This window comes from Acetobacter persici, from assembly GCF_018256955.1.
Taxonomy (GTDB): Bacteria; Pseudomonadota; Alphaproteobacteria; order Acetobacterales; family Acetobacteraceae; genus Acetobacter; species Acetobacter persici.
This window is the reverse complement of record NZ_JAERKU010000003.1, coordinates 367472-387091: the sequence shown is the minus strand read 5'-3', so window position 1 is coordinate 387091 and position 19620 is coordinate 367472. Positions and strand designations below refer to the sequence as shown.

Here is a 19620-nt window from a genome sequence, read left to right as displayed (position 1 = left end):
TATTTTCATTATCAAATGGTTGTCGATCTGACCGCTCCTTGTTGCAGGAGCATCAGAACTGTATGACGGTTGTCAGGAAACCAGCGCGCCTCTGCCCGTATTGTGACATAAAAACCCCCAGTCCGCTGCCGTTGCGGATCTGGTAGCGTTCATCAAACAGGTTGGTCACATCCACCCGCAGTTTCAGCCCTTTAAGAGGGCGGATGTTCCGGAAGACGTGCTCGTACCCAATATTAATGACGTGATAGCTGGGCTGCTTTTCCGTATTGGCAAAGCCTGAGCGCAGGCCGTAGCCATACAGGAAATCGACATAGGCTTTATTGCCAGCCCAGCCATAGGAAACACCGGCGCTGGATGTAAACTCGCCCTCATGGTCCAGCTTGATGGCATGGTTTTTAATGTACTCCAGCTCTTCGGCGGGAAACTGATACTGGGCAGAATTCACATCCTTTGCGGCGGTATTTACAAAAGAGAAATTCCCGAACACCGTCAGGCCTTTGTAATGGTAATTACCGCCAAACTCCGCGCCGTAGACCTTGCCCGTTCTGTAGCTAAACGGTGTGAGAATAACCGCACGGCCAAACTGCCCCAGATCTCCAAGATTTTTCGCCTGTTTGTAAAATCCGTCGACTGTAATGGAGAGACCTTGCGGGAAACGATGGGACAGGCCGATATCGAAATAATTGGACCGCTCAACCTTTGTTGCTGTCGCATTGAAATTTTCGGGGGAGTTTGTGGTGCCTGCAAACTTCAGAAGCGTTGCCTGCCCGATATACTGAGCCGTGGGGGGGGCAAAATAACGGGAGTAGCCAAAATGCACGGTGGTGGAAGGGTCAACCTCCCAGACCAGATTAGCGCGCGGACTGGCCTGACCTTCATGATCAAAAGACGATTCAAACCGGTCATAACGCACACCGTAATTCAGGGTGACGCCTTTCAGCAGTTTCCATTCATCCTGAAGATAAGCACCCGCTTCCGCCGCCCAGTTTCCGGAATTATCCTGAATGGACATGGGATGAACAGAGGCCTGAAAACCAGCCTCATCAACAGGCAGCACGTCCGTCCGCGTCCATAATGTTTCAGATGTATACTGGCCCAGAACACCAAAACGAATGGTATGCGCTTTGACAGCATCATAGGAGGCGTCAAACTGAAGGCCGCCTGTGGTGAAGGTATTATTTTCCTTTTCCGCCACCCCCTGAAACACCATGTCCCGCACTGGGTCCGGGGTGTAGTTGATCGCTCCATAACGGAAGTAAGGCGAGACCTGATAGTTCAGTTTGCTCCCCGTTTTCTGGTAAGACAGCACAACGTAATAATTCTGCTCATTCTGCCGGTCATTCACATCCTGAGACTGCACGTCGCCAACGCCGTGGATGTCATAGAGCTTCGGCAGCCCGGCAGCATTGGGGATTTCAAAATTAGCATTTGAAATACTGGTCAGCAGGCTGATGCGGCTTGTGTCATCAAAATGATAGGATGCGTAGCCGAATGCTTTGCCCTGTTCCGTAACATCGTGCGTTGCCCGAAAAGCCGGGGTTGGGTTTTCAATCCCGATATTGTTGCGGTTGAAGGACCCAGAGACAAAATATTCCCATTGCCCTTTTGTTCCACCCACCTGAAAAGAGGGATTAAAGGTGTTATAACTACCGCCATAAAAAGAAATTTCTTTATTATTCAGAGAATTCCCTGACTTTGCCGTCACATCCACAATCCCGGCCGTCCGGAAGCCAAACTGGGCGGGGAGGGTGCCTGTCATCAGGGTGACGGAATCAATAATGCGCGTATCCAATTCCTGCCCAAAGCCATTCAGCCCTTCTGGCAGCAGGACGCCGTTAATCCGGTATGTCAGACCACCATGCTCGCCCCGCACATGCTCTTCACCAAATGAATCCATTACCACGCCGGGCATCCGTAGCAGGACCTGATTAAAGGCCGCGTTTTCTCCGCCCGGTGTTGTATTGATCTGCGCCTGCCCCATGCGATAGGCGACCGCCCCCAGATTAGGAGCAATACGCGCACGGGCTGAATTGAAGGCGGCATGCACAGTCACCGCTTCTGTTTTGCCTGAAGCAACGCCTGCCGCCTGAGGCGCATCGGTTTTCCGGACTGTGTCCTGCGGCCCCCTCACAGAACGCGCGCCCTGAACCGGAGGGGCTGCTTTGACCGCGTCAGTCGACCCTTTTGCTGTGCTACGCCCGGCATGAATGGCCGAGCGCGTTTCCGCATAAGCCTGCGTGAGAGGCGTTGCACACCACAAAGCCAGAGCCGCACAGGGCGCGGACTTTACAGCCCGCGATAAGACCGGACAAAATTTGCCTTTTGCGTCACAACAAACATGAGGCATGTTATTATAGTATTTGCTATATTTAGGATTGAGCGGAAGCACGTCGCGCATCTCTTTCACAGCCAGAAAATCAGAGGGAAGAAGGCGGTTAAAAACCGTGCGCGGTTACCCGAACACGGTGTCATACAGCAGTTTAAAGTTCAGGATCAGGATAAGCCCCGCAACACACCATGACAGGAGTGACATGGGGCGGGAGAGCGCAAATTCCCCCATTTTCTGGCGATCGGACACAAACCAGACCAGCGGGATCACGGCAAAAGGAAGCTGCATGGACAGGACAATCTGGCTCAAAACAAGCAGATCACCAGTTCCTTTTTCTCCCCAGAGCAACGTAACCAGAATAACAGGGATAATTGCCAGTCCGCGTGTCAGCAGGCGTCGCGCCCAGGGAGCCATGCGCAGATGCAGAAAGCCCTCCATAATGATCTGCCCGGCCAGCGTGCCCGTCACGGTTGAATTCGTCCCGGCAGCCAGCAGCGCAACAGCAAACAAGGTGGAGGCAATCCCCAGCCCAAGAAGGGGAGAAATCAGTGTGTAGGCCTGCTGAATTTCCGCAACATCCTGATGCCCGGTTGTGTGAAACGCCGCCGCGGCCACAATCAGAATCCCGGCATTGACAAACAGGGCCAGCATCAGGGCAATGGTGCTATCCAGCGTGGACCAGCGAATAGCCTCACGCCTGCCAGCAGACGTCCGCGCATAAGTCCGTGTCTGCACCAGAGAGGAATGCAGGTACAGATTGTGCGGCATGACCGTAGCACCCACAATGCCAATGGCGATGTAGAGCATCTGCGGATTGGTCAGAATAACCGGGGAGGGGAGAAACCCTTTCATAACCGCAGCAATGGGCGGGCTGGCAGCCGCAATCTGGAAGCCAAAACAGACCGCAATCAGCCCGAGCAGCGCCATGACAAAAGCTTCCAGCCACCGGAAGCCCAGCCGCATCAGCAGCAACAGCAAAATGGCATCCAGCGCGGAAAGACACGCGCCCAGCAGCAGCGGCATGCCAAACAGCAACTGGAGCGCTATGGCGGTACCAATCACCTCTGCAAGGTCACACGCGATAATCGCAACCTCACAGGCCAGCCACAGCAGAATATTCACGCTGCGCGGGAAATAGGCCCGGCAGGCCTGAGCAAGGTCATGCCCTGTGGCAATACCCAGCCGTGCTGCAAGAGATTGCAGCAGAATGGCCATCAGGTTGGACAGCATAATGACGGACAGGAGCGTAAAGCCGAACTGTGCGCCGCCAGCAAGGTCGGTCGCCCAGTTGCCGGGGTCCATATAACCCACGGAGACCATGTAGCCCGGCCCCACAAACGCCAGAAAACGCCGTAGTCTGGACGCCCCTTCAGGCACCGTGACGGACGCATGGGCCTCGGGCAGGCTCAGGCGGCTTTCCTGCGCGGAAAAAACGGAATGCAAAACAGAGCGGCGAGGGGAATCCGGAGGCGAAGCCATGCAATAAAGAGCTTTATCAAAAGGTGATGGCAGATATTACCGACACACCTCACAAATATGCAATAGGCTATAAGGTAGAGATAAGGCGTTTTTAGTTTTTGTCTCTCGGGAGCGCACGGCGGTGTAAGGTGCTTTTGCTGGAGGGGTGAATTCGCTATAGCTCCCCCACCACGCTGTTCCATGGAGATCCTCAGTTGAAAGAACGCCCGCCAGTCATGCCTGACGTTGAAAGCCAGAGTGAGGGCTTTCGGCATGCGCGGGAGGCAAGGCGCAATGTTCTGATCGAGGACTATGTTGAACTGATTGATGACCTGCTGACAGAAGGGCAGGAAGCCCGGCAGGTCGATATTGCCGACCGGCTTGGCGTCTCTCAGCCCACGGTAGCCAAAATGCTGGTACGTCTGGAAGCGGAAGGGTTTGTAACCCGCAAACCCTATCGTGGTGTGTTTCTGACGGAGGCTGGCGTTGCTCTGGCTGAGACAGTCCGGGCGCGGCACCATCTGGTTGAAGAGTTTCTACTGGCTCTTGGCGTGGATGCCGTAACGGCCCGGCTTGATGCTGAGGGCATGGAGCATTTTGTGAGTGATGCAACGCTGGAAGCGTTTCGTCGGGCGCTAAAAACAGGCACGCTCAGAACACGGCAAGTTTAAAAACCTGTCAATTTTATGTCTCTTCTCTTGCCTTTGCTCGGGCAAGACCATAAGAGGAAGCGCCAATGGTCGGTGACCTGCGGCGATACTCTGCTGTCGGGTGCCCCCAATCGCAATCTGGTCAAGGGTTCCCGTTGTATGACTTCTTCCCCCTACAGCCGTGTTACCGAAGCCTTGGCGTTTGATGACGTTCTCGTCGTTCCCGCTGCTTCCGAGGTTGTCCCCAATCAGACGTCTGTGCGCACACGCCTGACACGTTCCATCCAGCTCAATATTCCCCTGATTTCCGCGGCCATGGATACGGTTACGGAAGATCAGATGGCTATTGCCATGGCGCAGCAGGGTGGCCTTGGTGTCATTCATAAAAACCTGACGCCGGAAGAACAGGCCGAGCATGTCCGTCGCGTCAAACGCTTCGAATCGGGCATGGTGGTTAATCCCGTGACCGTCGGCCCCGAGCAGACGCTTGCTGAAGTGCGTGAGATCATGCAGCGCAACGGCATCAGCGGTCTGCCCGTCGTTGAGCCGGGCACGCAGAAGCTGATCGGCATTATCACCAACCGTGACGTACGCTTTGCGGTGGACCCCGCCCAGCGCGTTTCCGAACTCATGACGCATGACGGGCTTGTCACCGTGCGGGACGGCGCGGACCCGGATACAGCCCGCCAGCTCCTGCACAAGCACCGCATTGAAAAACTTCTGGTGGTGGATGAGGCAGACCGCTGCGTCGGGATCATCACCGTCAAGGACATGGATAAAGCGGTGGCCTACCCGCTAGCCATTAAGGACAACCTTGGCCGCCTGCGCTGCGCTGCGGCAACCGGCGTGGGAGAGGACGGATTTAGCCGCGCAAAACTGCTGGTGGAAGCCGGGGTTGACGTTCTGGTTGTGGATACGGCCCACGGCCACTCCGCTGGTGTGCTGCGTGCGGTTGAACGCCTGAAAGCACTAGATAGCACCATTCAGATTGTGGCCGGGAACGTCGCCACACCGGAAGCCGCTCAGGCACTGATTGGCTCTGGCGCAGACTGCGTAAAAATCGGTATCGGCCCGGGCTCCATCTGCACGACCCGTATTGTGGCGGGTGTTGGCGTGCCGCAGTTCTCTGCCGTGCTGGAAACCTCTGTGGCCTGCCGTGAGCTGGATGTACCCTGCATTGCCGATGGTGGCATCCGCACATCGGGTGACATTGTGAAGGCTATTGGCGCGGGCGCGAACGTCGTGATGGTCGGCTCCCTGCTGGCTGGCACGGAAGAAGCTCCGGGCGAAGTCTTCCTGTATCAGGGCCGCTCCTACAAATCCTATCGAGGCATGGGCAGCCTTGGCGCCATGGCCCGCGGTTCGGCTGACCGCTATTTCCAGCAGGAAGTGCGGGATTCCCTTAAGCTCGTGCCGGAGGGGATTGAAGGGCGCGTTGCCTATAAGGGTGGAATGGCAGCCGTGATCCATCAGCTTGTCGGTGGTCTGAAAGCCGGGATGGGGTATACCGGGTCACCGGAACTCACGGACCTGCAAAAGAATGCGCGTTTCCGCCGCATTACCGGTGCAGGCCTGCGTGAAAGCCATGTTCATGACGTGTCCATCACGCGTGAAGCTCCTAACTATCGTCGGGACTGAACCTTACCTATGACTCCTTCTGCTCGGCTGGCCGCCTCCATTGATCTTCTGACATCCATGGAGGCAACCCCCAGAAAACCGGCTGACGCCGTTGCCAACAGCTTTTTTCGTGAACGGCGTTACATCGGTGGGGGGGACCGTCGGGCAGTTTCCGGCATGGTCTGGGAGATCATGCGGTCCTGGCGCAGGCTTGGCTGGTGGCTGAGCAAATGCGGGGCCGAGAGCACACCACGCACACTGGCCGCGGCCAATCTGGTGCTCAAAGGCTGGCCTGCGCGGGAAATTGCAGCCCTCTTCGCGGAGGGCCGCTTTGCTCCGGGTGCCCTGAGCTATGCCGAGCAGGACGTTGTGACGGCTCTGGCGGGCGGCACACTGGATAATGCGGATATGCCGCGCGCAGTCCGTCTGGAACTGCCGGACTGGCTGCTTCCGCGCCTTGAAGAAACATTTGGTGACACGCTGGAAGCTGAGCTTGCGGCTCTCTCTGAGCCTGCAACGCTTGATCTGCGCGTCAATATTCTGCGTACAAACCGCCGGGATGCCCAGAACGCGCTGGGCCGGGAAGGGCTGCACGCTGTTCTGACCCCTCTTTCCCCGTGGGGCCTGCGGCTCAACGGACGACTGCCCGTCACATCCACAACGCCCTTCAAGGACGGCCGGATCGAAATTCAGGACGAAGGCAGCCAGCTTGTTGCCGCCATTATGGGGGTGACCCCGGAAATGCGCGTTCTGGATTATTGCGCCGGAGCGGGCGGCAAGACGCTGGCTATGGCCATGATGATGGAAAATAAAGGCCATATCGCCGCGTGCGATGTGTCTGAAGTCCGTCTGGATGGCGCTGTCCGCCGCCTGCGGCGCGCCGGGGTGCATAATGTCGAGCGCCATCTGCTGCAAGCCGGAGATAAATGGGCAAAACGGCGCGCTCAGTCGTTTGACCGCGTACTGGTCGATGCCCCGTGCAGCGGCACGGGCACGTGGCGGCGCAACCCGGATGCGCGGTTACGGATGACGGAGCAGGATCTGGAAGAACTGCTTGTCAAACAGTCTGACATTCTGGACAGAGCCTCTTCTCTTGTAAAACCGGGTGGCCGGATGGTCTACGCAACCTGCTCCATTCTGCGGGCCGAGAATGCCAGCCAGGTTGAGGCGTTCCTTACCCGACATCCGGACTTCCAGCTTGTCCCCTCAGACAGCACGGCCTTGCCGGATTCACTGCGCGGCACATCCATGTTCTCGCTCACTCCGCATCAGAACGAAACTGACGGCTTTTTTGCTGCGGTGCTGGAACGGAAACCAGAAGTAGCTCCAGAAAAAACAGAAATTTAAGAGCCTGCGGGCTCAACAAAATATAGGGTATCTGACTTATTAAGCCTGCGCATAGTGTGTGGCGTTTGCTTTGCGTGCAGGCATTTCAAAAGGTTTAGTAAGATGGGTACCCATGAGTAACAGCGTACTAGTCTTTCTGTTTTGCGTTCTGGGCGGCAGCATGCTCGCCCAATGGACAGCCTGGCGTTTCCGCCTGCCTGCCATCGTCTTGCTGTTCAGCCTCGGCCTGCTCTATGGTCCGGCGCTTGAGATCCTGCATCCTTCGGTGATGATCGGTTCAGCCTTCCATCCGCTGGTGTCACTCGCCGTGGCGCTGATCGTGTTTGAGGGCGGCCTTGTTCTGGACTTCAGACAACTGAAGGAAGCCGGGGAAGGGGTCATTCGCCTGACGCTTGTGGCGCTGCCCATCAACCTGATTCTGGGCAGCATGGCAGCCCATTATATTGGCGGTATGGGGTGGGGGCCTGCGTTCCTGTTCGGCTCCATTATTGTTGTGACAGGGCCGACGGTGGTTCTGCCGCTTCTTCGGAATGCCAAACTGCACCCTAAAGTCGCAGCTTTCCTCCGTTGGGAAGCAATTGTGAATGACCCGGTGGGTGCCATTCTGGCAACTCTGGTGCTGGAAGTGCTGCTGATGCGGCCGGGCGAGGGGTCAGGAACGTTTTTTGGCTTCATCCTGCCTCACATGCTCGCCAGCGCTGGACTGACCATTGGTCTGGGCATTGGTGCGGCCTTAGGGGTCCGCTGGCTTCTGGTGCGGGATCTGATGCCGGAAGTGCTGAAAAGCTCGATCCTGATCACCATCGCGCTTGTTCTGTTTGCACTCGGCACACTGACAATGGACGGGGCAGGCCTGATCGCCTCCACCACCTTCGGCATGGCGCTCGTTAATCTGCGTATTCCGGGTATGGCAGAAATCCAGAGAATGAAGGAATCTCTGGTCGTTCTGATTGTCTCCGTCCTGTTTGTGCTGCTGACAGCCGACCTTCAGCGCGCGGAACTTTCCAACCTTTCATGGTCCATTGGTGCTCTGACGCTGGCTGTTCTGTTTCTGGTCAGACCTTTGGGGATTTTTCTTGCGACGATGGGCTCCAGCCTGAGCTGGGCCGAGCGCATTTTTGTCGGCTGGATTGCGCCGCGCGGTATCGTTGCAGCGGCCGTGGCAGGTATTGCCGGCATGCGGTTGCAGGATGCGGGTTACCCCGGAGCCGGGCTGGTGATGCCCGCCGTCTTTGCCGTAATTGCCTCCACCATGATCCTGCATGGTTTCAGTCTGCGGCCACTGGGCCGAAAGCTGAAACTGACTTTGTCCGATGAACAGGCTCTAGCCATTGTCGGCGCGAATGACTGGTCAACGGGGCTTGCCATCGCTGTGCATCAGGCAGGCGCCCCTGTACTGCTGGTTGATAATTCCCGTCAGGATCTCCAGAGAGCCGAAAAAGCCGGTGTTCCGGTGCTGAGGGCGGAAGTCCTTTCAGAAGAGGGCGCGGAAAGTCTGGAAGAGCGCCCCGGTGATTACCTGATCGCAGCAACTCCGGACGCAATTTATAACGGGCTGGTCTGTGCGCATCTTGCCCCGCACTTTGGCCGACAGCGTGTCTATCAGGTAAGCCCCGGCATCGCCCGGCTGGACCTGTATCGTGGCCTGAGCCGGGATGCGCGCGGAAAGGTCATGGGGGAACCGGCATGGAACTTCACGCTGCTGGATACACTCATTCGGGAAGGCTGGCAGTTCCGGAGTGTCGAGGTCACCGCGGATAATCAGGCCAGTCTCCTGCATGAGAGCAGTAACCTGCTGGTCTTCCTTGTTTTGCAGAAGGGTATCTCAATGACCATTGTCTCGGCTGAGGATGAAGCCTTGTCTCAGCCGGATGTGGGGCAGTGCGTCATCGCGCTCGTACCGCCAGAGCGGGACAAATCAGGAGGAGAGGCGCATTAGCCTCCCGTCTCAAAGACGTTCACGCCGGGGCATGCACCTGCACCGCATCCGCTCCGGCGCCCAGAACGGCGCGCAGATCTGATTCGGTAAGGGCCAGGCATCCTTCCGTAGGGGAGCGATCCGGGCGTTGCAGGTGCATAAAAATCGCTGAGCCGCGACCGGGGATAGCCGGATTATCATTATATCCTATCACGACTATGAGATCATAAACGTGGTCTTCACGCCATAACCGCTCGTGCCGCGCGGGATGCGGGAGCCTGACAAAATGGTTATAATCAGAACTTGCCGGGTCATCACACCAGCCATCACGCGGGCTAAGTGGTTCTAGTGGAAGTATTGTTTTTGGTTTTAACAGGCGGTCCGCCCGGTAATACACTTTTCTGAGAGGAAAAATACCAATGGGGGTCGCGTGGTCCCCTTCCTGTTTTTGCTGCGCCAGACCATTTTTTCCAATTACGGCGCTCATGACTTTGTGTCCGCAATGCAGTTGTGCGTCAGACCCGCTGTATGAGGCAGACAAGAGGTGTATCATCATGGTTAAAGATTGCCTGTTCGCAGATTTTTCATGAAGGTCGCATAGCACGCTCACACTAGAGGTCTGAGCCGAATCGTGACAAGTTTATGAGAACACGAACTGAAGAGACAGCCTGCCGCAGGGCTGACACTAAGGAGATGAAAACCCAATGACGGGTGCACGTCCAATATTGGTTGTTGATGACGACCGGATACTTCGCCAGACCCTTGTTGAGCAATTGCAGCTTGAAGGGGAATTTACGGTTCAGGAAGCAGCATCTCTTGCCGAGGCGCGGGAAAAACTGAAGACCCCCGACAGCCGGTTTGATGCCCTTCTTCTGGATGTCAGCCTGCCCGACGGCGATGGACGTGACTTCTGTGCGGAACTGCGGAAAGATGGTCTGCGGATGCCCATCATCATGCTGACCGGGTCAGATGATGAAGCCGACATTGTGCGCGGTCTGGATGCCGGTGCGAATGATTACGTCGCCAAGCCCTTCCGGATTGCAGAACTTCTGGCGCGTCTGCGGGCCCAGATGCGCCTGTTTGAAAACAGTGAAGACGCCGTTTTCAGCATCGGGCCATATACGTTCCGCCCGTCTGCCAAACTGCTTCAGGAACCGCAGAAAAACCGTCGCATTCGTCTGACGGAAAAAGAAACAGCCATCCTCAAATTCCTTTACCGCGCTGGCACGCGCCCTGTGCCCCGTCAGGTACTGCTGAATGAGGTCTGGGGCTATAATGCTGCCGTCACCACGCATACGCTGGAGACGCATATCTACCGCCTGCGGCAGAAGATTGAGCCGGACCCGGCTAATGCATCCCTGCTGATTACAGAAGGTGGCGGCTACCGGCTGAATCCGGAAGTCGCTGCGGTGCCTGCGCACTAAAAGCTAGCGATACGCCCTGTTACAGATACGGATCAGACCTTAAATCTGATCCGTATTTTTTTATCTGATGTGCGCCGGATGGGCTAAATGCCGTCCTGCATAGGGCGTTGATCAGATCAGCCCTTCTTCCTTCAGTGCCTTCTGCGCTGCGGGCCGCGCAAAGACAGTATCTCGCAAAGCAGCGGCTTTGGGGTATCCTGCAAGATCTATCTTGAGTGGGCCAGTCCAGTTCAGAATGACGGCCATAAGCGCATCCGCCTGAGTAAACCCTGATGGCAGAAGGTAGCCATTCGTGCCATTTGCCAGTTGCTGTTCTACCTGTGACAGGCGGCGGGTGATAAGAACCTGCAATCCTTCGCGCGTTACATCCGCCAGATGCGGGGCAAAGAGTGCTCCGATTGCACTATGCACATCCTCGCAAAAACCCAGAGCCTCCAGCAGACGGAAAAATTCAATGCTGTCCGGAACAGGATGAAAAGCCGGATTATCCGATTGCTGACCAATATAGGTCAGGACGGCAACATTTTGCGTCAGCACAACACCGGGTGAAATTTCCAGCGCAGGCACGGCACCGCGCGGGTTAATGCTGATGTAATCCTGACCATCAGCCGTTTTTTTCTCTTTCAGGTTTACGTGCACAAGTTCATGCGGCAAGCCAGTTTCGTTCAGGATAATATGAGCAGCGAGTGAACAGGCCCCCGGCGTGTAGTAAAGCTTCATAGTAATATCCTTTGTTTCCAAATTGAGAAAAACAGCAGATGAAACAAGCGATCTTTCTGCCTCACAAAGAGCGTCGCATATTTCCACAATGAGGGGAATGAGACAAAATTATTAAAAGCAGTGATAATTTTTACAATTATGAGAGGCTACCGGAAATAATCGGCCGTGCAACAGATGATGTTTCAGCAAGACACACTCTGAGCACAAAGCATCCCGATTGTCGCCTTACGGGCGCAATCCCAATGCCACGTAGAAAGAGTTAATAATACCAAAACGCAGTGTATCGCCAATAAGGTCCGCGTGAAAAAGGGCGTGGTGCTTAACCAGCACCCAAAAGATTGCGCAGATCTGGCACGGATCTATGCGTGCCAAAACGCACTAAAACACATCAACTTGTCTTAATTTTTTTCGGGAAAAACCGGAAGCCACGTAAAACCCGCAGAAAACTGCCGTTTATCGTGGTGGGTGCGACAGGGATTGAACCTGTGACCCCCGCCGTGTGAAGGTGTTGAGATAATATTTTAACGCATTGATTTTAAATAATAAAAAATAATACCTCCTGATTTTGCACCAGTTTTGCACGTTTACACGCCGAGTCGCACCCCGCCAGTTGATGGAGCGTGCAGCTTGTCACCAGCCAGCCACATCAGAACATCCGCCCGGTACGTCTCCGGCATTTTTTTGGCATAACGGGCCACCATGGTGATGGTGTGCCAGCCACCGTCTTCTTTCAGCTTCAGCAGATCCCTGTGGATGCAATAATGCCAGGAGGCAAACGTGTGCCGCAGGCAATGGGGCGTGAGATCCGGGACAAACTGGACCTTCTGCCGGTTGCTTCCTTTGGGAACCCAGATGCGGTCATGCCCGGGGAGGCCAGCTTTTCGGCAAGCCGTGGCCCATGCGGTTTTTATCTGGCCACCGCCGGTGCGGCCGGTGTCATGATAGGCCTCACCAATTTCTTTACCTCGAAGAGCACCACGAGGCTTCCGGCTCCGTCGCGGACGGAAGACCCGACCCGCCCGCCATTCAAGGCTTTCGAGCGCCTGCACTACGATGGGCGGCAGATCAATATGCCGTTCATCATCCTGCTTCTGCCAGACCACGGCGCGTTTGCCGCGCAGATCCACGTCTTTCCAGTCCAGTTCCAGTGCCTCAGACATGCGGGCGCCGGTGCCTATCAGGAAAATCAGGAGCGGCTGAATGTGTGGGGCGGCAGCTTCCACCAACGCAGTAGCCTCGGCCGGGCGTAGAAACTGCATGCGCACCTGCCGAACCTTTGGCCGGGCGAAGGCAGGCTTGGAACACCATCCGCGAATCGCGGCAAACTCGAGCACGGCCCGAAGCGGAGTCAGCACAGCGCGAATTTTGGTGGCGCCAGAGGCGTGAGCGCCTTTGGTCAGAATCGCCTTGTAAGCGTCATCCAGTTCCTGCTGCCCAATATGGTCCAGTCGGGTGGTACCAAAATGGAGCAAAAGTTTATGCAGATGGGTGCGGGTGGTTTCAGTCCGGTCTTCTGCCTCAAGGTAAGCAGCAACAGCGTGAGCAAATGTTACGACCGCACGTTTGCCATAGACCGATTGCGTCCAGAGTTCCGCTTCACGCTTGGCGCGGTAGGCTTCGGCTTGTTCGGCATCAGTAGTTCCAGTGCTCTCGAATACGCTTTGTCCTCTGACGGTACCGCGAATGTAGAGCGCCGCGCCACCTTTGCGCGTGACGACTTTGAGGGACATTCTAAACTCTCAAGCAGGCGTTCATAATCTCCCTCGCGGAAGACAATTTTGTTTCCAAAGCGGCGGTGTGTCGGGCCGCCGCCATATTCGGGCATCTGTTGCAAATGCGCTGTCAGCTTGGTGCGGCCCATAATGCCTTTCAGCCGTTCCAGCACATCCGCAATGGTAAGGATTTTTTCTGCTGCCATCATGCTGCCCCTTAAAGACCGGGGGCAGGGGGTGGAATATCCAGCACAATCAGGGCTGTATTGGATACTTCCGGCGGCAAAATACGCACCATGGCGGCCGGTGCCGTGCTTTGCCTGCCGTCCGGCAGAGTGAGCCGGTAATTGAGAGGGTGGCCGCACAAGGTGCGCTGGCGCTCAAGCTGGCAGACCTGCGGGAAGGCAAATTCCGGGAACTGCCCTGTGGCATCATAGACTTCGGCTTTGCCTGTGCAGGCATGAGACTGGATGCCGTAGGACGGCGGTACCGAGGGCAGGGGTGTGCCGACCACGGCAGAATGAAAGCGACGGCCGAACTTGCGGAGTGAGGTCAGGCGCATTTTTTCGGCTCCAGAATGTGCTTTGCGCTGTCCTCAAGAACATCTGCGCGGAAAGAAAACCAGTGAGCCTCGTTGCGCGCCAGATTTGCCAGGCGATGCCAGGCGGACGCTCCTTCCGGGTTCTCGCTGGCGGCGCAGGCTTCCCGATAGCGTTCCAGTGCTTCTGCATGCTGGAGAAGAATCTCGTTTTGGGCGCGAAGCAGGCCAATGCGGCTGGAAATTGCTGCCGGATGATTATGGCTTGTAGCCAGACCGGAGAAAGACGCTGATCGGTCTTCTAAAATAGCTGACAAAGGTTATCTCCATCACGGGTTGCGATGGAGATAAATTTCACTAAATGAAATTATGTGTCAACGAAAACTTTCTTTAGCGGAAACTTTAGTCTCGTTTTCTCATAGCTTTCCCTGCTGCAATCCATGCCTCAAAAGCTTCTGGATCAAGGTTTTCTGCCAGTTCAGCCGCTTCTTTATATTTTTGCGCCTTATCTTTTTCGGCGGGATCAAAAAGAAGCTCTTCAGGGCGAGCCTCTAAAATCTCAGCAACACGCACAAATTGAGAGAGTGTCATATTCACCTTACCGTTCAGCCACTTAGAAACTGACGGTTCGGACATGCTGAGATCTTCAGCAAGCTTTCTCTGCGTGATTTTACGCAGCTTCATCCAAGACTTAACGAACCGCAGAGTGTGGCGGTTTTTGGCTACTTCTTCCGGGGTAAGCTGCTTTTCCTTCATGCAACCATTCTGCCCCTTAACTGCGGGGGAGTGGATGCAACCAAAAGAAAACTTTCTTGACCTGAAAGTTTCATCAGAATAAATCTTCTGCATGACTCTGAAGGCCATCCTTAAAGAGCAGGGGAAGACCCAAGCTCAGCTTGCTGCCCTGATTGGGGTGAGTGAGCCAACCGTCTCTCGTTGGGTAAGAGGTTCGTCTCTCATTCCGACGCAGATGCTTCGCGCCGTCTCGCAAGCATTGGGGGTGCCTTTAGAGGTGCTGGTTCCTGAAAATGCAGAGATTGCGGCATGAATGTCCATAAGGAGAACCATGCCGCCGTGGCTGATACGTGTCAGCCGAATGGTGTTCGGAAAGCTCCGTTGTTCAGGCTTGTCGCATCACTCGCAAGCTACACGAATGGCGTGGCGAGACGGTTTATTCGGGCCGGAAATGTGTGTGTAGGGGGGATTCGGGAATACGATGAAAACCGTATGATTGCGGAAGGTGAAACTGTTTCTATTTTTCGCAAACCATACGGTCGTCAGGAGTTCAATATTACTTCCGGGATGCTTTGGGCGTCATTAAATGATCATGGGGTGTCCTGATCATGTTGGCTAACTCATCAGCAGCTTGCGCCTCTGCATGCAGAATTTCTTCTGCGGCGTATTCAACTTTTGCCTCAGGCTTAACGCACCCTGTATTGAGTTGGTCCGCTGCTTTTGCATGGCCTTCAATTAGGGAGAGAATTTCTTCTTTATCTTGCTCAGGCAGGCGTTTGATGACTTCTGCTATGACGCGGCCAAGAAGACCAACACGTGCCCACTGGATGTTTTCCCAGTCTTCTTGCGTCATAGGCAGAGTGCCGTTCTCTGAGCATAAATTCTTTTCCACGAATTCGTCCTTTTCTTGTTTGGGGAAACAAAGAATGGACGATGGCGGGCGGTACGGCAACGTGCCGCCCAATGCCCCCAGACAGAATCTCAAAAATGAAGGAATGGCGGCATGATTCCCCCATTCTCATCCCGCTTTCTGGCGGGCATAAAAACCGCCACCAAGGCTGCTGTGCAGGCTATTGGGGACTTCCGGTCTGCGGCTGGTTTTACCCGCGTGCAGGAAACGCAGTTGCATGCGTACACCAGCCGCACTCAGCCCAGTGTGGTGCCGCTTGATGTGGCGATTGACCTAGACCACTGCGCGGAGCGGCCCATCCATCTGATGGAAATGGCCCATGCGCTTGGTTACGTGGTGCTGCCGCAGCATGTCGGCCCCGGTGATTTTGGGGAGGATATGAGCGCGTTTGCCGTCTCCTCGGGTGATGTGCTGGCCTCGGCCGTGCGTATCCTGAGTGATGGTCGCGTAGACCCGCAGGAAGCGCAGGAAATTGCCCCCAAGCTAATGCATGCCAAGCACATTCTGGACCGGGCTCTGGCCTGTGTTCACAAGGTGCAAAAGAGCAACCAGCCGCATGTGGTCTCCGATAGGGAGGCAGGATGATGTCTCACCCTGAAATTATGGAATTTGACCGCGATAGCGTGACCCCTATGCGGATTCTTCGCTCAATGTCGCCAGAGTTGCGCGGCGTCGTCACGAATCTGATGGACGCCCTGAAAGAGCTGCGCTCCTGCGTGTTTCGTGCCGGAGCCTTGGTTCTGACGGATGAACAGGTAGCGCGGCAGGCGTGGCTGGAGCCCGATGCTCTGGCCCGTACGCTGCCAGTCATCATTCAGGCAGGCTTCATGGCCCGTGATGATGCCGGGGCGCTGTTTAGCCCGCATCTGTATGACCGTCTGTTGCGGAAGGAAGAGCGGGCGGCCCGCAAGGCGCAGGCGGACCGGCAGTGGCAGCAGATGCAGGAAACCGGCGTGGTGCCGGATGGGCTGACGCGCAAGCAGATTGCAGCCCGGCTGAATGGTGCCAAGGGTGGCCGCCGTCGGAATGGGGAAACACCGGAAGAGTATAAGGCGCGCCGGGAGCAGGATGTGCAGGCGCAACAGGTTCAGCGGTCCATGCCGCTCATGGGTGTTGTGGATGGCGGGAAGGGTGCCGCTCATAACCCAAGCAAAAAAGCTAATGCGTCTGGGGATAGCCAAATTTCGGTTGCTGGGTTTCCCATAGATCTAGATCAGAGAGATATAAATATCCCTTCTAGTTCTAATTCTAGCCTAACCGACGAAACCGAAATCCAGCCTGTGGACCAAGCTCAGGTGCAGCAGCTGGCAGCCCGGATGATGTCGGCTTCCGGCCTTGGGGCAGATCAGGCCGGATTTGCGGTCTCATTCGCTCGGGGATGGCTGGGGCAGGGCATTTCCGCAGATCTGATTGTCTCCGCTATTGCCGCGCATCGCCGGAAAATGGATGAAAACCGCGAAATTCCGCGCACAATGGGCGTTTTCAAAGCCCCGGTGCAGCGGGCCATAAGCGGCGAAGAGGTGGTGCAGTTGGAGGCTAAGGACAGCCCACAAGCTCCCCCTGAGCCTGAGTGGAAGCGGCAGGCGGCCAAGGCGTGGGCGCAGCAAGCCGTGGTGTTTGGCAACACCATGCGGGAATTTGGGGATTTTGGGCGCGTGGTGCGTGAATGGCCGGAGATAGCCGCCAAACACGGCCTGCCGGACTGCAAGCGGGACCGTGCCGCCTATGAGGCGTATTTCCGCGATGGTGTGCAGGAGGCGGCATGAAGCCGGGCAGGCTGAGCATGCTGGTGCGGAACCTTCGCTTGCGGGCGGAAGGCCGGCCAAACCCTATTGATGCGATGGAAAGCCTAAAGGCCGCACTGGCTCAGGAACAAAAACGGCGCGCAGAGGCTGAATTGGAAGTCACCACCCTGCAACGCCGTTTACACGCATTCGAGAAACCCCGTGATGCACAAGGACGGTACACGAGAACACGCGGGGCAGCAACGTGCGCGATATCAAACCAACAGCAGAAAGACTGGCAAAAGGCGACGTAACGGAAGTTTACGTTCAGGAGCAGGAAAAGCAGCCGCCAGAGAAGCGTTATCGTTCCTCTGGCGCGCTGTATGCGTTGCGCCGGGCTGGCACTATCACAGACGCCCACGTAGCGGCTGCCGAACTGTGGGCAAGGGATTACGAAACCGGCGTGCTGGGTGCCAGAGACCCGGAAGCAGGCCGCAAAGGCGGCGTAGCAGACCCCCACACCATCATGCTGGCCCGCGCCGCGGCTGTAAGCCGGTGCGAATACGTGCGCAAAGCCCTGGGCACAACAGGAGAAACCCTGCTGCGCCGCATGATGCTGGACGGCATGAACGTGCAGGCTATTGCAGAGGCTGGTTCCACCCATAAACTGCGCGTTTCAGGCGCATTAGAATTGCTTTTGGACCAGTTGGTAGAAATTTTGGATGGGATCGACGGGAGATTGTGGTTGTATTAACACTCAGGCGATTACGCATAAAATTTGGAGTATACAATATAAAAGAGTTAACTAATTTCTCATATTGAATATTGAAACCATCGCATAATTTAGAAAAAAGAGACTCGTCCTCATACATTTCCACTGTTGTTGTTAAATTTCTTATTCTAAATTTATATATCTCTTCTAAAGCATCCCAAGTTCCATTGAATGCATAGAAATCATTCCTATCAAACAAAAAAGTTTTTTTTCTATGCGAGGAATTAAATAGAACAAAAGATTCGGTCAATTTTTCAGCTGTTTCGTAATCTTTTGATACTAGCTCATCATAAAAATCTTGATAGGACACAAAAATAGAAAATCTTTTATCAAATGCGTCAAGGTTAAGTTTATCTAGAGCAATATCACGTTGTTGCTGTGTGAGCTGCCTTGCTCGATAAGCAACATACGCAGCGACCAGTATGCTGCAAACCGAGCAAGAGAATGAAAGCGCAGGAGCTGCTTGAGCCCAAAAGCCTGTATCTTGTTGGAACAGAACCTCTCCCGTCAGAGGGTTGTTATCTGGCCCAGAAATAATCCAATACATATTTATAGTCCTCACCTTAGCGTATCAGGAAGGCTCCTTAATGTAGCGGCCAGAAATGGGCATTAAAAAAGAGGGCCTAAGCCCTCTCGTGTGTTGCATAGGTGACCACCACGGCGTTGGAGCCGTCGGGGGAGGGAGTGACTTCCTTGTCCACCATATGGAAGCGGCGGGATGCGGCCTGTTGGGGGCTTTCGCCTTTACGGGGCCTTCCGCCAAGGCTGCCGTTGTGGCGGCTTGCTATGCGCTTGTTTTCAGTCATTCGGCCGCGGCCTGAGGGTTCGGGTGGCAGGACGCCGGGCGGGAGGTCCAGAGCGGCTTCCATCAGCATCCGCACCGCCTGCTTGCGGGGCATGGGGAAGAGCGGGCCGAGGGTTTGCCAGTCTTTCCGGGCGGCGTCCTCACCCAGAGTGTCCCACAGGCACAGGATGCGGGCGAAGAGGTTGAACCACTCCTGCGGCTTGGTCGGTAGGCCGTAGCTGCCGGTTTTGCGGATGGCGGGCAGCACTTCGCCCGTCACCCACTTGCGGAACCGTCTGGCCTCCGGCTTCCGGCTGGTGAAAATGAGGTTGTAGAGGCCGCTTTCATTGATGATGCTCATTTCCTGTGGGCCGCCAAGGGTGTCCACAGTATGGACACCCTTTTCATCCTCATCCAGCCGATCGGTGACGTTGCGACTGTTGGCAATATCCAACACGCTGCACACATCAGCCAGCACGAACCACGGCTCATCGCCGCGGGTCAGCACCCGTACGGCATATCCATCAAAGCTGAATGGCATTACGGGGCTCATGCTGCGCTCTCCCGCACCAGATCGCGCGCCAGAGAGAGGATAATCTGCGTCTCTCCGTCCATTTCGCTATAGCGCAGGTGCTCCGGCAGAAGTGCGAGAATGATTTTGGCCTTCAGGCGCTGCCCTTGCGGGGTGAGGGCAGGAATGGCGGCCAGTTCTTCAAGACGGTTGCACTCTTCCAGCACCAGTGCATCAAACCGGGCCTCGTAAGCATCAGCTTCCGGTGTGTTGCAGGCTGGCTCTGGCTGGTTGCTCATGGCGCGTGCGGCAGAATAGGCAGCCTGAAACCGATGATGGCAGGCAAATAGCGGAGCATCGTCGGGCTGTCGGGCTATGGTCGCAGAAGGTGCGACGGCCAGCAACGGTGCAGCCATGATTCCGGTAAGCACACAACGGCGTTGTGTGGTAGATAAGGCGTTAGCCTTGGGC

At 55.8% G+C, this 19620-nt stretch carries 20 protein-coding genes; 9 read left to right on the top strand and 11 right to left on the bottom strand.

Features of this window, described 5'->3' with window-relative positions:
* Nucleotides 1–52: 52 nt before the first annotated feature.
* Complete coding sequence (locus JK199_RS06270; protein WP_244984924.1) at nucleotides 53–2398, bottom strand: TonB-dependent receptor; 2346 nt, start codon at nucleotides 2396–2398, stop codon at nucleotides 53–55.
* 54 nt (nucleotides 2399–2452) lie between these two features.
* The gene (locus JK199_RS06265) at nucleotides 2453–3808 is read right to left on the bottom strand and encodes an Nramp family divalent metal transporter (protein WP_212374578.1); all 1356 of its coding nucleotides are present in this window, start codon (nucleotides 3806–3808) and stop codon (nucleotides 2453–2455) included.
* A gap of 194 nt (nucleotides 3809–4002) precedes the next feature.
* Between JK199_RS06265 and mntR the strand changes: the two genes are divergently transcribed.
* The 4 genes from mntR to JK199_RS06245 all read left to right on the top strand — a co-directional run bounded on the left by mntR (nucleotide 4003) and on the right by JK199_RS06245 (nucleotide 9340).
* Nucleotides 4003–4458 carry a manganese-binding transcriptional regulator MntR gene (gene mntR, locus JK199_RS06260; protein ID WP_255029042.1) on the top strand — a complete coding sequence of 152 codons (456 nt, stop codon included), beginning with the start codon at nucleotides 4003–4005 and terminating at the stop codon, nucleotides 4456–4458.
* A 138-nt stretch (nucleotides 4459–4596) separates the two neighbouring features.
* A complete protein-coding gene (gene guaB / locus JK199_RS06255) occupies nucleotides 4597–6075 on the top strand; it encodes an IMP dehydrogenase (protein WP_077929898.1) in 1479 nt (492 codons plus the stop codon).
* Nucleotides 6076–6084: 9 nt separating this feature from the next.
* Entirely contained in the window at nucleotides 6085–7401 is a 1317-nt protein-coding gene (locus JK199_RS06250; protein ID WP_212353153.1) for an RsmB/NOP family class I SAM-dependent RNA methyltransferase, read from the top strand.
* A gap of 112 nt (nucleotides 7402–7513) precedes the next feature.
* Nucleotides 7514–9340, top strand: a complete 1827-nt coding sequence (locus JK199_RS06245; RefSeq protein ID WP_077929899.1) for a cation:proton antiporter — start codon at nucleotides 7514–7516, stop codon at nucleotides 9338–9340.
* A gap of 19 nt (nucleotides 9341–9359) precedes the next feature.
* Here the strand turns inward: JK199_RS06245 and JK199_RS06240 are convergent, their stop codons facing one another.
* On the bottom strand, nucleotides 9360–9875 hold the full coding sequence (locus JK199_RS06240) for a L,D-transpeptidase family protein (RefSeq protein WP_212374576.1): 516 nt from the start codon (nucleotides 9873–9875) through the stop codon (nucleotides 9360–9362).
* Nucleotides 9876–10023: 148 nt separating this feature from the next.
* Here JK199_RS06240 and JK199_RS06235 point away from each other — a divergent pair, with 148 nt between their 5' ends.
* Entirely contained in the window at nucleotides 10024–10743 is a 720-nt protein-coding gene (locus JK199_RS06235; RefSeq protein ID WP_077929900.1) for a response regulator transcription factor, read from the top strand.
* Nucleotides 10744–10854: 111 nt separating this feature from the next.
* Here JK199_RS06235 and JK199_RS06230 read toward each other — a convergent pair whose 3' ends face one another.
* The 5 genes from JK199_RS06230 to JK199_RS15745 all read right to left on the bottom strand — a co-directional run bounded on the left by JK199_RS06230 (nucleotide 10855) and on the right by JK199_RS15745 (nucleotide 14562).
* Nucleotides 10855–11463 carry a glutathione S-transferase N-terminal domain-containing protein gene (locus JK199_RS06230; protein ID WP_212374574.1) on the bottom strand — a complete coding sequence of 203 codons (609 nt, stop codon included), beginning with the start codon at nucleotides 11461–11463 and terminating at the stop codon, nucleotides 10855–10857.
* Nucleotides 11464–12047: 584 nt separating this feature from the next.
* Complete coding sequence (locus JK199_RS06225; protein WP_212374572.1) at nucleotides 12048–13193, bottom strand: tyrosine-type recombinase/integrase; 1146 nt, start codon at nucleotides 13191–13193, stop codon at nucleotides 12048–12050.
* Nucleotides 13194–13392: 199 nt separating this feature from the next.
* Complete coding sequence (locus JK199_RS06220) at nucleotides 13393–13737, bottom strand: hypothetical protein (RefSeq protein ID WP_212374570.1); 345 nt, start codon at nucleotides 13735–13737, stop codon at nucleotides 13393–13395.
* Nucleotides 13728–14030, bottom strand: coding sequence for a hypothetical protein (locus JK199_RS06215; RefSeq protein WP_212374568.1), 303 nt, complete (start codon nucleotides 14028–14030; stop codon nucleotides 13728–13730). Before JK199_RS06215 ends, JK199_RS06220 begins: the two co-directional genes overlap by 10 nt.
* Before the next feature lie 85 nt (nucleotides 14031–14115).
* Complete coding sequence (locus tag JK199_RS15745; protein WP_237590723.1) at nucleotides 14116–14562, bottom strand: helix-turn-helix domain-containing protein; 447 nt, start codon at nucleotides 14560–14562, stop codon at nucleotides 14116–14118.
* On the opposite strand from JK199_RS15745, the gene JK199_RS06205 reads away from it, so the two are divergent.
* Entirely contained in the window at nucleotides 14561–14761 is a 201-nt protein-coding gene (locus tag JK199_RS06205; protein ID WP_212374566.1) for a helix-turn-helix domain-containing protein, read from the top strand. The genes JK199_RS15745 and JK199_RS06205 overlap by 2 nt on opposite strands.
* 243 nt (nucleotides 14762–15004) lie before the next feature.
* On the opposite strand, the gene JK199_RS06200 is transcribed toward JK199_RS06205, so the two are convergent.
* Nucleotides 15005–15340 (bottom strand): hypothetical protein, encoded by a 336-nt coding sequence (locus JK199_RS06200; protein WP_212374564.1) that lies wholly within the window; start codon nucleotides 15338–15340, stop codon nucleotides 15005–15007.
* A gap of 111 nt (nucleotides 15341–15451) precedes the next feature.
* On the opposite strand from JK199_RS06200, the gene JK199_RS06195 reads away from it, so the two are divergent.
* From JK199_RS06195 to JK199_RS06185, 3 genes are all read left to right on the top strand, one after another.
* On the top strand, nucleotides 15452–15943 hold the full coding sequence (locus JK199_RS06195; protein WP_244984923.1) for a hypothetical protein: 492 nt from the start codon (nucleotides 15452–15454) through the stop codon (nucleotides 15941–15943).
* Nucleotides 15940–17124 (top strand): hypothetical protein, encoded by a 1185-nt coding sequence (locus JK199_RS06190; RefSeq protein WP_212374562.1) that lies wholly within the window; start codon nucleotides 15940–15942, stop codon nucleotides 17122–17124. The genes JK199_RS06195 and JK199_RS06190 overlap by 4 nt, the downstream gene beginning before the upstream one ends.
* A 223-nt stretch (nucleotides 17125–17347) precedes the next feature.
* Complete coding sequence (locus tag JK199_RS06185) at nucleotides 17348–17836, top strand: hypothetical protein (RefSeq protein WP_212374560.1); 489 nt, start codon at nucleotides 17348–17350, stop codon at nucleotides 17834–17836.
* Nucleotides 17837–18477: 641 nt separating this feature from the next.
* Here JK199_RS06185 and JK199_RS06180 read toward each other — a convergent pair.
* Nucleotides 18478–19191, bottom strand: coding sequence for a BRO-N domain-containing protein (locus tag JK199_RS06180; RefSeq protein ID WP_212374558.1), 714 nt, complete (start codon nucleotides 19189–19191; stop codon nucleotides 18478–18480).
* Complete coding sequence (locus JK199_RS06175; RefSeq protein ID WP_244984922.1) at nucleotides 19188–19565, bottom strand: hypothetical protein; 378 nt, start codon at nucleotides 19563–19565, stop codon at nucleotides 19188–19190. The genes JK199_RS06180 and JK199_RS06175 overlap by 4 nt, the downstream gene beginning before the upstream one ends.
* Nucleotides 19566–19620 lie beyond the last annotated feature (55 nt).

What these genes read in the sequence shown, in the direction of transcription:
- JK199_RS06205 (WP_212374566.1), top strand. Translation starts at nt 14,561, where the DNA reads ATGACTCTGAAGGCCATCCTTAAAGAGCAGGGGAAGACCCAAGCTCAG.
- JK199_RS06195 (WP_244984923.1), top strand. Translation starts at nt 15,452, where the DNA reads ATGATTCCCCCATTCTCATCCCGCTTTCTGGCGGGCATAAAAACCGCC.
- JK199_RS06220 (WP_212374570.1), bottom strand. Translation starts at nt 13,737, where the DNA reads ATGCGCCTGACCTCACTCCGCAAGTTCGGCCGTCGCTTTCATTCTGCC.
- JK199_RS06270 (WP_244984924.1), bottom strand. Translation starts at nt 2,398, where the DNA reads ATGCGCGACGTGCTTCCGCTCAATCCTAAATATAGCAAATACTATAAT.
- JK199_RS06240 (WP_212374576.1), bottom strand. Translation starts at nt 9,875, where the DNA reads ATGATGATACACCTCTTGTCTGCCTCATACAGCGGGTCTGACGCACAA.
- JK199_RS06235 (WP_077929900.1), top strand. Translation starts at nt 10,024, where the DNA reads ATGACGGGTGCACGTCCAATATTGGTTGTTGATGACGACCGGATACTT.
- JK199_RS06225 (WP_212374572.1), bottom strand. Translation starts at nt 13,193, where the DNA reads ATGTCCCTCAAAGTCGTCACGCGCAAAGGTGGCGCGGCGCTCTACATT.
- JK199_RS06230 (WP_212374574.1), bottom strand. Translation starts at nt 11,463, where the DNA reads ATGAAGCTTTACTACACGCCGGGGGCCTGTTCACTCGCTGCTCATATT.
- JK199_RS06175 (WP_244984922.1), bottom strand. Translation starts at nt 19,565, where the DNA reads ATGGCTGCACCGTTGCTGGCCGTCGCACCTTCTGCGACCATAGCCCGA.
- JK199_RS15745 (WP_237590723.1), bottom strand. Translation starts at nt 14,562, where the DNA reads ATGCAGAAGATTTATTCTGATGAAACTTTCAGGTCAAGAAAGTTTTCT.
- JK199_RS06245 (WP_077929899.1), top strand. Translation starts at nt 7,514, where the DNA reads ATGAGTAACAGCGTACTAGTCTTTCTGTTTTGCGTTCTGGGCGGCAGC.
- JK199_RS06180 (WP_212374558.1), bottom strand. Translation starts at nt 19,191, where the DNA reads ATGAGCCCCGTAATGCCATTCAGCTTTGATGGATATGCCGTACGGGTG.
- JK199_RS06265 (WP_212374578.1), bottom strand. Translation starts at nt 3,808, where the DNA reads ATGGCTTCGCCTCCGGATTCCCCTCGCCGCTCTGTTTTGCATTCCGTT.
- JK199_RS06250 (WP_212353153.1), top strand. Translation starts at nt 6,085, where the DNA reads ATGACTCCTTCTGCTCGGCTGGCCGCCTCCATTGATCTTCTGACATCC.
- JK199_RS06190 (WP_212374562.1), top strand. Translation starts at nt 15,940, where the DNA reads ATGATGTCTCACCCTGAAATTATGGAATTTGACCGCGATAGCGTGACC.
- guaB (WP_077929898.1), top strand. Translation starts at nt 4,597, where the DNA reads ATGACTTCTTCCCCCTACAGCCGTGTTACCGAAGCCTTGGCGTTTGAT.